This is a genomic window from Thermohalobaculum sediminis, from assembly GCF_023487995.1.
Lineage (GTDB): Bacteria > Pseudomonadota > Alphaproteobacteria > Rhodobacterales > Rhodobacteraceae > Thermohalobaculum > Thermohalobaculum sediminis.
In genome coordinates this window covers 807,416-819,543 of sequence record NZ_JAMFKN010000001.1, presented here as the reverse complement: position 1 = coordinate 819,543, position 12,128 = coordinate 807,416, and the positions used below count along the sequence as shown (strand labels likewise).

Here is a 12,128-nt window from a genome sequence, read left to right as displayed (position 1 = left end):
TGTTCCTCCTCCGCGGCGTCCCGGCGTACATCAGGTCAGACAATGGCCCCGAATTCGTCGCCCACGTGGTGCGGGACTGGATCACTGCCGTCGGCGCCAAGACCGCCTTCATCGAACCGGGAAGCCCATGGGAGAACGGCTATTGCGAGAGCTTCAACGCTCGCCTGCGCGACGAACTCCTGAACGGGGAGATCTTCTACTCGCTCAGAGAAGCCCAGATCATCATCGAAAGCTGGCGCCGCCACTACAACACCAGACGGCCTCACAGCGCTCTTGGATGGCGGCCACCAGCCCCGGAAAGCATCGTCCGGATGGACCGAAGGCCGACCATGAACTAACAATCACCGTGGACCAATCAAGTTGGGCTGCTCAGCAAAAAACCCGTCTAGCTGATCCAGTCTGATTCCGTGAGGCTAAGCGACCCGCACCCGGCGGGCCGGGCCGCAGTCAGTTGGTCACCCACCAGACGTATCCGCCGGCTCCGGCTGCCGGAACGGATTCGCCTCGGGCGTCAGATCCACGCTGCCGGTGCCGGGTAGGATCTCGAAGCCGAGGTCGAACTGCACCAGCATCGTCTTCAGTTCGCGGATGATTCCTGCATCGCCGGCCAACGCCACTTTGCCTGCCGCGATCTGGTCGTCCAGCGTTACGGCGCCCATCATCACCGGCTCAAGATCGCTGCGGTTCAGCACTATGGTGAGGTCGGGGGCCTCAGCGAGAAATCCCTCGAGATTGGTGAGCGTGCCGTTCGACAACTCGACCACGAACCGCTCGCCATTGTCCGGCGTGATAAGGTTGATCGTGAACGCGCGGTCGCCCGCCTTCGCGCTGTCGAGACGCACCCCGAGGAAGTCGAGCCAGAGATATGTGTCCATCGCCCGGATCATGTCCGGCCCCGAGGATTTCGGAGACGCGCCCGACGGGATGCCGTTGCGCAGCTCGTAGGCGCCGGCGAGGAACGAGTTGCGGACGCTCGGGCTCTCCTGCTGATAGCCGATCTGCTCGAACACGTCGGCGAGCAGGTCCTTGGCCTCCTGATTGCCTGGCTCTGCATAGACGAGCTTGTTCAGAATTTCCTGTGCCAGCTTGTAGTCACCCGCATCATAGAGCGCGCGCCCCTTCGTGATGATGGGGCCGGCGCCGCCCATCATCTCGACATAAAGCGGCGCCGAGTCCTCGGGCGAGAGCGGGATCAGCGTCGCCGGGTTGGCGTCCCAGTATCCGAGATAGCGGTTCACCACGGCGCGGCTGTTGTGCTCGACCGAGCCGTGATAGCTGCGCGCGGCCCATTGCTTTTGCAGCGACTCCGGCACGGCGTAGGCGTTGTGGATCTGGTTGATGGTCACGCCCTGATTGGCGAGGTGCAGAACGCCGTTGTTCAAATTGGCGTAGGTGTCGCGCTGCGCGCGCATGACCTCCTGGATACGGTCGTTGCCCCAGCGCGGCCACGAATGGGAGGCGAACATCACCTCCGCCTCCTGCCCGAACAGGTAGAGCGCGCGGTTGATCTGGCGCGACCATTCCAGCGCATCGCGCACCAGCGCGCCTCGCAACGTGTAGATGTTGTGGATCGTGCCAGTGATGTTCTCCGCCGCCCAGAACGCTTTCAGGTCGGGGAAGTACGTGTTCATCTCTGCGGGAGCCTCGGTGCCGGGTGTGTTCTGGAACACCATCCTCACGCCGTCCACAGTCAGTTCCTCGATGTCGTCCTCGATCACGACCGTGGGCGCGATCAGCCCGAAATTGCCGGCGGCGGTGTTCTTCCCGATCGACTGGTCGACATGGCCGAACGGGCTGCGCGGCAACAGTACGCCATACTGGAAGAACATTCGCCGGTTCATGGCGTTGCCGGCATAGACGTTCTCGGCCACCGCGTGATCCATGAAGCCGACCGGCGCGATGATCGGCACGCGACCCTCGCGCACGTCGGCTTCTCCGACCACGCCGCGGACGCCGCCGAAATGGTCGCCATGGCTGTGGGAGTAGACGACGCCCGTCACCGGCCGCTCGCCGAGATGCTCGTTGACGAGGGCGAGCGCCGCCCGCGCCGTCTCCGCCGCGGTCAGCGGGTCGAACACGATCCAGCCCGTCTCGCCCCGGATCACGGTGAAGTTGGCAAGATCGAAGCCGCGCACCTGATAGATGTGGCCGGGCATGACCTCGTAAAGGCCGTAGGCCATGTTGAGCGTCGCCTGCCGCTGGAGCGAGGGATGGATGCTTTCGAACACATCGCCCGTCAGCAGGAACTCGTAGCTTTCCATGTCCCAAGCGACATGGCCGGCATCGGCCATGATCTGCTTGTAGTCGGGCGCGGCGATGAACCCGCGCTGCGCCTCCTCAAAATCGCGCTGGTCCTCGAAGGGCAGGCGGTCGCGCAGTTCGGCCATCAAGGCCAGTGTGCGCGGGGCCGGCGGGTTGCCCTTCGCGTCGAAATGGCCCGCATCCTGCGCCAGCACGGGGCCGGCGAGGCAAAGGGTAAAGGCGACGGTCCGCGCCGCCGTGTGCATGGACATGGTCGAAGGTTCCCCAAAACTTGTTGTCGTCTCGGCGCGCGTCTGCTCAAGCGAACACCGGTTGAAATCTTAGTCCGCCTGAGCTGTGCCTGACTTGATCGCCTGATGGGCTTCGTCGGGGTGATCGGTCTCTGCGGCGGCGTGGCGCGGACCTACTTCACCGTTCTCGCCATGTCCTGTCTCCGGCTCACCGTCATGCTGACGGAAGGCGGCGAGACCGTTTGCATCGATGATCCTGATGCCCCCGTAGCGCGTCTCGATCAGGCCGCGACGCCGAAACGCCCGGAGCGCGCGCTGCACGGTCGGCGCCGATACGCCGACCATCTCGGCCAGCCCATCCTGCGAGATCTCGACATGGCCCTCCGGCCAGAGCCGTTTTTTCGCGTGGAGATAGGCCAGCCTCTGGGCGACCCGCTCCAACCCTGTAAAGGTAAGGGCCTCGACCAGGAGGTCCTGCACGATGGTCCGCTTTTCGTTGGACAGCGCGTAGAAATCGCGATGCAGCCAAGGCTCCCGGTCGAGCAGGGCGAAAAGGTCGACATCGCGCAGCGCAAGGACCAGCGCCCTCTGAGACGCAACGCGGCAGGCGGCCTTGATCGTCGCGCGCGAGAGCGTGGTCGTCTCGGCGAACCAGTTCCCCGGCGTCGACAGATGCACTACGATCTCGCGTCCGTCGGGCGCCGGCAGGATCATGTCCAGCCGCCCGTCGATCAGGCCGAACATGCAGGTCGCCCTGTCGCCGGTGCGATAGAGAAACTCGCCGTGCGAGTAGGTCCTGACCAAGCCGATCGAAAGGATCAGATCCTGGGCCGTCGCGGAGCGCCCGGCCAACCAGCCGACCGACTTGAGCAGCGCGATCTGCGCGGATGTGGGGCGACCTTGGGACCGCATAATTTCAGCTTATCATGCAGTTCCCCCAGATGCCCGCACGAACACTCGACAGCCTATCGGCCCCAGGTCGGACACTCGTGGCGGAACTTGTCGTCGACCGAGATCGCGTGTCGCCGTGTCTGCTTTCGGGAGAAATACTGCGCCGCAGCGGGCTCCATGTCTCTTCGGCGGAGCAACGCCTTCAACCGTGTGCAAGAAATGCTGCACGAGCCAAAGTCCGGTTTGTCCGCTTAGCGGACCTCGGCGCAGATCGCAGCGAACGGCTGCTCCCCGCCTATTTGAGGCATCGATCAGAAGGGCACATTCACCCCGTCCCGCGCCGCGATCGACGGCCCAAACCTTGCTTGTCGGCCTTGGCGAGGAACCGTCTGTGACAGAGCCTGGCGCGGTCACAAGGAACTTTGGTCGCTGGCAGTTAGATCGGCCCGTTTGCGATCTTTTCGATCCAAACCTCGAATGCTTGGAGCTCGTGGTGGCCGAAGCTGTGGGTCAACGGCACGTCGGCGGCATCACGGCCACGCGCGATCAGGACGCGGCCGAAGCGGATGTCGTTGTTGCGCGGATCGAAGACCCACCACCGATCCCCGAGGTAGACCTCCATCCAGGCGGCGAAATCCATGGGTGGGTAAGGCGGCGGCCGACCGATGTCGCTCACATAGCCGGTGCAGTATCGCGCCGGAATGTTGAGGCACCGGCACAATGCGATGGCAAGATGCGTGTAGTCTCGGCAGACGCCGACGCCCTCGTTGAGGGTTTCGACCGCCGTGCGGGTCGGTCGCGAATGCTCATATCCGAAGCGGACATGATTGTGCACGAAGTCGCAGACCGCCTGCACACGTGGCCAGCCCAGAGGCCCGCGGTTGAAATTCGCCCAGGCGAAGTCCGACAGGACATCGCTTTCGCAGTAGCGGCTCGGGAGCAGGTAGGTGAGCGCCTCGCTGGGCAACCGTTCAACGGGGTGCTGCTCGGCCGACTGGTCGATTGGATCGGACAAGCCTGCGTCGCGGATCGTTCCTTCGGTCGAGGCCGCGAAGCGCCCCGCCGGCGCAACCAACCTGTTGCACCAGTTTCCGAATCCGTCGCGATAACTTTCGACCGGAACCGCGGGGTTTGTGATCAACAAATCTGGTCGTTCGAGGTCGCTCGCACGCGAATGGTGCACGTTGAGCAGCAGGATCATCGGTGTCGGTGCCGGTAACATAAAGCTCAGTCGACAGCCGAGGCGCATGCGCATCTCATCGCTCCGCAAAAGGCCCGCCGGTTGAAGGTCTCGGGGGTACGTTATACGCCGAACATACCGGTCGGCGCTCTATCCCATCCGAGGCCGAACAAGAGGATCTCAGACCGCAAGCGACCGTTTCGTCCGCTGAGCGAGCCGCCGATCCACGCGCATCGAACGGCGGCTCTTCCGCTCGATCCGGTCGACTTCCGAGGTCGACCCGGCGGCCCCAGGGTGGCCCTCCCCGGTGGGATCTACGGGCGTTCACGTCGCGCCCTTTCCGGACCTGCTTTCTGTGCGGAACTCTCCCGGAGAGAATGGCAACCACAGATCCATCATCACCGCAGAGTGAATGATCTAACGGCTCCTTTGGAAGTGCTCAAGCGGGCTAGGGCAGCTCATCCGTAGACGCTACGAACCCACTCCGATCTCCGAAATGAACCTCCTGTTACCTGAACCATTCCCGCGCATCGCTTCTTCCATGCGATTGATCGCTTCGAGAGGGTCAGAGGCCAGCGCGTTTGCGCCCAGTCTTCCGACCATCTGCGGAAATCGTTGGGCCAATTGTCCCCCTACCACAATGAAGAGACCCGGCTTCCAGACCCGCAAGGCCGCAATCAGTCGTGCCAGCGCCTGATGGGATCGCAGCCCGCTCGCGGAGAGACCGACAAAGCCGCAGTCTTCGCGTTCGATCTCGGCGAGCAGTCCGTCATGCGTCTCCGCATTGAGCACCGAGATCTGCCAGCCGGTTCTGCGACACAGCTCCGCCGCCATGGTCAGTCCGACGCTGTGCTGCTCCCCCGGGACGAGAGCGAACGTCGCCCGTCGGGCAACGTCTGTCGTGACATGAGGCTGCGCGCGCTTGAGCGACTTCATGATGACGAGGATCCGTCCCGCCGCGAGATGGACATCGGCCAGCGTGACGCGATCCGCCTCCCACCACTCCCCGAGTCTCGCCGTCGCGGCGGCGAGATAGCCGAGATAGATGCTCTCCAGGAGAACGCCCCGGTCATAGAGGAGTGCGACGAATCTCGACGCCTCCTGGTGATCCTCGCTGATGAGGGCGATGCAGAGGTCGTGGATGTCTGCCTCACCGACATTGCGGACTGCGGTGTTCATGTGCTCGTAACGGGCCTTCAGGCGAGCAACAACCTCTCGCGAGACCAGCTCCAGCGTCCGTCGGGGAAGCCTGGTGCGGAGGTCTGAAAACTCGTCAATGATCTCTTCATAAGCGTCACGGTCAAATCCGCTGACGAGAGCATCGGCGTGTTGCATCTGCTGTCCCCCCAAGATCCCAGAGCCGGCACGCAGACGGCCCCGCCCTTGCGGGGAATCGAGCACACGCATGAGTTGCAGGCTGAAACCCGGGGCAGCTGACGTCAACTGAAATTGACGCTCGAGGGAGACGTGTGTCGCGTGCTCCAGGCGATGGGCGAGTTTCCGGACTGGGGCCTCAGCCCCCCGAGCGTCGCCACGGGAGAGTTTATTTTCCGAGCAGGGCTCGACGTGTCGCCTCAAGGTCAGGAGGGCTCATCAGAGCAAGTCGATCGGATGACGGTTTGGCCTGTCCCCCTTGAACGGATCCATCTGTAATGTCGGCTGAGCCGAGGAAGAGGATCCATGCCGAGAAAGAGACACAAGCCTGAGGAGATCGTCGCGAAGCTGCGGCGGGTCGACGTGATGACGGCGCAGGGAACGCCATTGGCCGAAGCGATCCGGTCTATCGGCGTGAGCGAGCTAACCTACCATCGCTGGCGCAATGAGTTCGGCGGGATGAAGCTGGACCAGGTGAAGCGGCTGAAGGAACTGGAGCTTGAGAACAGCCGCCTCCGGAAGGCGGTGTCGGATCTGACGCTCGACAAGCTGCTCCTGGCGGAGGCGCTGCGGGGAAACTGACAAGCCCCTCTCGTCGCCGTGAGAAGGCCGCGCAGGTCTGCGAGGAGCTTGGCGTGTCGGAACGCCGGGCTTTCCAGGTCATCGGCCAGCCGAAATCGACGCAGCGTCGGATGCCGCGGAGTGCCGAGGACGAAGCGCAGCTGACGGCCGACATCGTCGAGCTCGCAACGACCTATGGTCGATTCGGCAACCGCCGGATTACGGCGCTGCTGCGCCAGGCAGGCTGGGTCGTGAACAGGAAGCGGGTCGAGCGCATCCGGCGACGCGAGGGGGTGAGGCGGAAGCGCAATCGATCCGGTGGATCGATTGCCCGCCGAACGGTGCCAAGGAAGCAACCTAAGAGGGTCCGTCTCTGGCTGGCCGATGGATCATCCATCCGTCTCAGGCTGGAGCGGGCCAACCATGTCTGGGCCTACGACTTCGTAGAGGACCGCACGCATGATCGCCGGAAGTTCCGCATGCTTTGCGTCGTCGACGAGTTCACCCGCGAGGCGCCGGCGATCAAGGTCGACCGGAAGCTGAATTCGGTCGACGTGATCGAGACGCTTGCCGAGCTGATGCTCGAGCGGGGGGGGCCGGCTCACATCCGCTCCGACAACGGCCCGGAGTCCGTCGCCAAGGCCGTGAGAGAGTGGATCGGCGCAGTCGGCACCAGAACTGCCTACATCGAGCCCGGGTCACCATGGGAGAATGGCTACGTCGAGAGCTTCAATTCGAAGCTCCGAGACGAACTGCTCGACGGCGAGATCTTCTATTCACTGAAGGAGGCGGCCAGCCAGGGCGCGTCCTCGCCTACGCTCTCTTGCGGGCTCCTTCGATCATCGTTCTTGCGCCAGGCGCGGCGTTCAAGTCGCAGGGTGGGCGATCTTTGGCTTGATTGAGTGTTTCGGTGCCCGCAGACTGATCTGCAAGGTCACGAAGGGGGAATCCAGGATTTAGATTGCGAGATTGCCGGAGGCTGACGGTCGCGACTTCTATGCGAGCCCCCGCCTAGCCTGTGCCTGCTCGGCTCTGCGAGACGTCCCGTCGTGCCCTCCCATCCTCCCGCCGCGGCGATCAGGAGAACACGCGATGCAGAAGAGCGATCTGAGCGATATTCCGAGAAAAGGCTTCGAGCCCATCTTTTGGAGCAAGAACGCAGCCGGCCTGGTGGCGAAGAAGAACCCGGAGGTTTTGAACGCACTCAGCGAGGCCCGCAAAAGGCATATCGGGCCCAACGGTCTTCCGAACTTCAAGGTGATCGAGGGCGTAGGCACCGACATCAAGTATGCGGCTATGGCCTATGACCGGCTCGTCAGGGCGTTCGAGGCTGCGCGTAAGACCTGCATGCCGAAGGTCCACGACGAGACGAAGGCGGCGATCGACGTCTATCTGAAGCAGGCGAAGATCGGGCAGTTTGAGGTTAGGGCGAAGATCGCGTCCGACAAGTCGATGCTCGACGATCTCGGCAAGGTCTTGGCCACCCACAGCCCGAGCTCGGTGAGGGACGCCCTGGCGGGGGTATATGAGAGCCTTATCAAGCTGAGGAAAGAGGAGCCGAGGGTCAAGAAAATCGTCGACGGCGCGGCCCGGGCGGCCGGTGCCGGGGCCGTCGCACGCGGCGCGAAGAAGGTGGGCCGAGTGCTGACCAACAGCACGGGCACGGTTGAGAATGCCACCAAGATGCTCGACGACCACAAGGCGGCGATCGCGAAGCAGGCCGAGGATCTGGCCAAGTACAAAAAAATGGCCGCGGAGATGCCGAAGCCCGAGACGATCGACAAGAAGGACCGTCGCCATGCGGGCTACACGAAAAGCTACGGCGATTTGATGAAAGCGATCGGGATGACGGAAGAAGTTCTAAAGCAGACTAAGCTCGCCGCCGCGGCCATGGGAGAGCCGCTCAGGCGCTGACGCGACCGTTCCTGCGGTCCAGGTCCAGGTGTCAATGACGGCCGAAGATCCCACCACGAGGCCGGCGCCGGCGGCCGGCTTAGTGCTGGAGTCGGCACTGTCAAAGGAACTTGGCTTGAGGCGGGATGCCGGCCTCCCGCCCTCGCGGCATGATGAAACCCAATCCTTTCCGGCACCTCACAACCAGCCCGGAGATCATCCGCCTGGCCGTGATGACGTACATCCGGTTCCCTCTCTCCCTACGGAACGTCGATCCGGAACGTTCTCGGCTGGTCCGACTGACACGGCATTCCGCTCGGCCGGACGTCGGCCGCGACGAGATCGCGAAGCTCTGTGGAGATGCAGGAATCTGCCCTCCCGACCGCGCCGAGCACCCTTCGTGGTGGTTCCGGCACCGCAGGCGCGCGAGCCCGGGGGGCCTTCAGGATGAAGCCAGTTCGGTCCGTTGCGGAAGATGCGCCTCCTTCGCGCTCCCCACGGCGCCAATGCGGCGGCAACGTGAGGAAACCGAGGGTATTCTTGAAGGTTATGTCAGAAACTTGCGCTGCGGAACGGCCCTCCATGATTTGGCTGGCGGGTTCACTTCCCTCTCGCAGGCTTGGCTGTCACTGAACATCGCATCCGCAATTTCCCTGCGGCAAAGTGTACAATCTTGGGTAGATTGCCCGGCCAGAGAAGCACGCGCATCATTCTTCCAAGTTTCACTGGGCGGAGGATGCGATGAAAGGATTGTTTGTGTCCGTGACAGCAAGATCGCTCCTCGCGATCGCGTTGTTTGCCGTGCCCTTCCTCGTCCCGCCAGGCAAGGGCTCAGCCGAAACACTGCCTACGCCAACCTGTGCCTGGCAGTTCCACTGGACGCCCTATGGCCAAGGCAACTGGATCTTCCCAGACGCCGCCTACCGCATATGGTACATGCCCATCGATGCGGGGTGGCGCGAGGTGAAGATCTCCGGCGCCTATGCCAAGAGCCGCTTCTTCTCCTTCGCCCTGTATGACGAGGCGCCGATCGCGACGGCGCTCGCCGATCATCTCTACGATGCGCAGATCGCGCCCGACGCCGGCAGCACCAATCCCTTTGCCGAAGGGGCGTCCGCGGTCGAGGTCCCCGCGAATTACACCGTCACGATCGATCGGAGCGGAGGCGATGGCGGCAACACGCTGAACCTTCACGCCGAGACGGCCTGGCTCCTCTACCGGGTCTACTTCTCCAACCCCGGCCAGGGCACGATGGGCGGGGTGCCCCTACCCGAGATCACCGTCACGGACGCCGGCGGCCAGACCAAGACGCTTCCGCCCTGCGAGACGGTCAACCGGCGGCCACAGTTCCTCGACATGCAGGCATCGATCCTTCAGGGGGTGCTGGAGGATCCGGTGCACGTGCCGCCCTCGCCGGACCATATCTGGTTCGGACCCGTCCTGAATCCGCCGATCCGGATCCTGCCGAATCCCGACAACAAGTACATGGTGTCCTATTTCATGTCCGAGCGTCGGCCGGATCGCATCGTCGTGATCCGGGTCAAGATACCGGGCTTTCCCGACACCTTCCACGGCTCCTCCGTCTGGCAGCCTGCGCCCGGCTTCGACAGTATCGACCTGCGATACTGGACGATGTGCGTCGGCGAGCTCGTGTCGCCCGTCCCGATCGTCAACTGCGCCGTCGACGCGACGACGCCGATCGACGAGGACGGCTTCGCCACCATCGTGCTGTCCTACGACGTCCTCCGGCCGCACTGGTTCGGACCCGACATTGCCTGGGTCCCTCTCGGCGACGAGCAGATGTCTCCGAAGACCATCTTCCTTCGCTACCTGCTGGCCTCCGAGAACTTTCCCCATTCGATTCAGAAGGCGGTGGCCGCAGGCTGCGGCGCGCATTTCAACTTTCCCGTGCCGCCGAGCCAGGAGGCGATCAGGGAAGCCGGGCAGTGCTCGCAGAAGATCATGGGCGACTACTTCCCCGTGGCCGCCTGGTGCGACACAGATCACTTTCTCGAGGGGGGATGGAAGGCCTGCTTCAAGCAGGCCGGCATCGAGTGAGCCGCCTCTTGCCGGCTGGCGAGCGAGTGGGCCGCGTCGCCAGCAGGCCGGCGATATCCGTATGGTGCTTCGGGTCTCGTCGCGTCGTTCTGAAAGGCTTCAACTTCGGGGAGACATCTCATGAAGGTATTGGCAAGTTAACGGCGCTTTCGCGCAAATTGACCCGGTTGCCTCTGGAGTTCAGGCGTCCATGGTCGCCTCAGCCCAAGCCGCGAAGGCCTGCGCTCTGAAGTGACGCAGGGTCGGGCGGCTGACGAGATGCGCTCCGATGTTGAAGCAGTTGTAGACGGCGGCATGAGAGGCGAGGAAGCGTTGGGCGGAGCCCTGCGATTTGAATCTCTGCTGATTGCGCTCTCGTCGTCGGATCGGCAGATGCGAGTTTTCGGCGCGGTTGTTGGCCTGAAGCCGGCCGGGACGGTGGCGCTCCGGGGGGGCCTCTTCCCGCATCGCTTGCCGATAGGATGCGAGGCCGTCGGTGGTGACCGTCTCCGGGCGGACGCCGGTGTTTTCATGAGCCGACGCAGCAGTTTCCGCGCTGCCTTCGCGTTGCGGCGTGCCTGGACCAGCATGTCGAGCACCTCGCCCTGATCGTCCACTGCCCGCCAGAGCCACATCCGCCGGCCGCAAATCTTCACGATCATCTCGTCGAGGTGCCAGCGGCAAGTTGGAGCGCCGCGGCGACGCCTGAGGTTGGCTGCGACCCGCGGGCCGAACTTGATGACCCAGTAGCGGACGGTCTCGCGGCTGACTTCGATCCCGCGCTCGGCGAGCATCTCCTCGACATCGCGGAGGCTCAACGTGAAACGGAGGTAGAGCCAAACCGCGTAGCGGATCACATCGGGCGAGAACCGGTGGCGCTTGTGGGAAATCCTGTCGACCATGCCTCTCGCCTACCATGCGCAACGGGGAAACAGAGACAGGTTAGAGTTTGTCTGCCAACACCTCCGCCACGATCCGTCCATAGCGATCCCGATCCACTGCGCGGCAGGTCATTGGCTCGCGCCCAACGATAGCCCACAAAGCGTCGCGTGCCTCCCGTCCGGGCGGGCTGTGCATCGTCGCGAGATCGAGCCGCACGTCGCCCGCCTTCCGCATGTGACGTTGCTCACATCTCCGCGGTGGCGGGGCTGGCATAGATGATTCCAACGCGGCAGTAAGCGCGGAAAGGAAACCGAGATGGCTTATATCGCATATCCCTTCGCCGTCGGCCTGGTTGCCTTCATGGGCATGCTCCCGCTGGTCTGACGCGCTGCGTTGGCGCGGCAAAGAGCGATGGGCATAGACCCGGCTGCGACCGATGACTTTGCACAGTTGGCCAGAAGGCTAACAGCACCCCAGCGGCGTGCCCTGCAAATCCTTCTCGCATCGGGACATGTGCAAAGCATCAATGCGAGGCGAATTGCTCCGCCTAAAGCCGCCTGGCTTCAGGGTCAGGGCCTGATCGAGATGGAGGTTCCGAGTCCGTATGAACGTTACTGGAAGTTAACGGACCGAGGCCACGCAATCGCCGAAACGATAGCGGCATCATAGCGCGACCGCCAAACTGTTCAGAATGCCGTGGTGTGCGCCACAAATAGGCCGTATAGCGGCCCACCATTCGACATGCGCAGTCAGTGGAATGTACACGCCACCATGTTGCTTGCTCCGCAGGTGGCGTGTTCTGCTCGTTTAGCGTTCTG

Annotated in this window: 7 protein-coding genes and 3 pseudogenes; 5 read left to right on the top strand and 5 right to left on the bottom strand. The window is 63.4% G+C overall.

The annotated features are described in order from the left end of the window. Nucleotides 1-338, top strand: a 338-nt coding sequence (locus tag M1105_RS03930; RefSeq protein WP_249579026.1) for an integrase core domain-containing protein, incomplete at its 5' end; no start/stop codon positions are given. A 117-nt stretch (nt 339-455) separates the two neighbouring features. Here the strand turns inward: M1105_RS03930 and M1105_RS03925 are convergent. From M1105_RS03925 to M1105_RS03910, 4 genes are all read right to left on the bottom strand, one after another. Next, a complete protein-coding gene (locus tag M1105_RS03925; RefSeq protein ID WP_249579025.1) occupies nt 456-2,513 on the bottom strand; it encodes an alkyl/aryl-sulfatase in 2,058 nt (685 codons plus the stop codon). A gap of 69 nt (nt 2,514-2,582) precedes the next feature. Then, nucleotides 2,583-3,404, bottom strand: a complete 822-nt coding sequence (locus M1105_RS03920; protein ID WP_249579024.1) for a Crp/Fnr family transcriptional regulator — start codon at nt 3,402-3,404, stop codon at nt 2,583-2,585. A gap of 415 nt (nt 3,405-3,819) precedes the next feature. After that, complete coding sequence (locus M1105_RS03915; RefSeq protein ID WP_249579023.1) at nt 3,820-4,638, bottom strand: transglutaminase-like domain-containing protein; 819 nt, start codon at nt 4,636-4,638, stop codon at nt 3,820-3,822. 396 nt (nt 4,639-5,034) lie between these two features. Then, nucleotides 5,035-5,898 (bottom strand): cobalamin B12-binding domain-containing protein, encoded by an 864-nt coding sequence (locus tag M1105_RS03910; protein ID WP_249579022.1) that lies wholly within the window; start codon nt 5,896-5,898, stop codon nt 5,035-5,037. A gap of 345 nt (nt 5,899-6,243) precedes the next feature. On the opposite strand from M1105_RS03910, the pseudogene M1105_RS03905 reads away from it, so the two are divergent. The 4 genes and pseudogenes from M1105_RS03905 to M1105_RS03890 form a co-directional block, all read left to right on the top strand. Beyond that, nucleotides 6,244-7,289 (top strand): annotated as a pseudogene (locus tag M1105_RS03905) (IS3 family transposase); the annotation flags it as partial. Between the two features lie 301 nt (nt 7,290-7,590). Beyond that, nucleotides 7,591-8,412: a hypothetical protein gene (locus tag M1105_RS03900; RefSeq protein WP_249579021.1), complete on the top strand. Its 822-nt coding sequence runs from the start codon at nt 7,591-7,593 to the stop codon at nt 8,410-8,412. A 149-nt stretch (nt 8,413-8,561) separates the two neighbouring features. Further along, nucleotides 8,562-8,666 (top strand): annotated as a pseudogene (locus tag M1105_RS03895) (IS6 family transposase); the annotation flags it as partial. Nucleotides 8,667-9,192: 526 nt separating this feature from the next. After that, complete coding sequence (locus tag M1105_RS03890) at nt 9,193-10,449, top strand: hypothetical protein (RefSeq protein WP_249579051.1); 1,257 nt, start codon at nt 9,193-9,195, stop codon at nt 10,447-10,449. A 180-nt stretch (nt 10,450-10,629) separates the two neighbouring features. On the opposite strand, the pseudogene M1105_RS03885 reads toward M1105_RS03890, so the two are convergent. Continuing rightward, nucleotides 10,630-11,330 (bottom strand): annotated as a pseudogene (locus tag M1105_RS03885) (IS6 family transposase). Between the last annotated feature and the right edge of the window lie 798 nt (nt 11,331-12,128).

Excerpts from the sequence above, each read along its gene's own strand:
- M1105_RS03925 (WP_249579025.1), bottom strand. The coding sequence starts at position 2,513 with ATGTCCATGCACACGGCGGCGCGGACCGTCGCCTTTACCCTTTGCCTC.
- M1105_RS03920 (WP_249579024.1), bottom strand. The coding sequence starts at position 3,404 with ATGCGGTCCCAAGGTCGCCCCACATCCGCGCAGATCGCGCTGCTCAAG.
- M1105_RS03915 (WP_249579023.1), bottom strand. The coding sequence starts at position 4,638 with ATGCGCATGCGCCTCGGCTGTCGACTGAGCTTTATGTTACCGGCACCG.
- M1105_RS03910 (WP_249579022.1), bottom strand. The coding sequence starts at position 5,898 with ATGCAACACGCCGATGCTCTCGTCAGCGGATTTGACCGTGACGCTTAT.
- M1105_RS03900 (WP_249579021.1), top strand. The coding sequence starts at position 7,591 with ATGCAGAAGAGCGATCTGAGCGATATTCCGAGAAAAGGCTTCGAGCCC.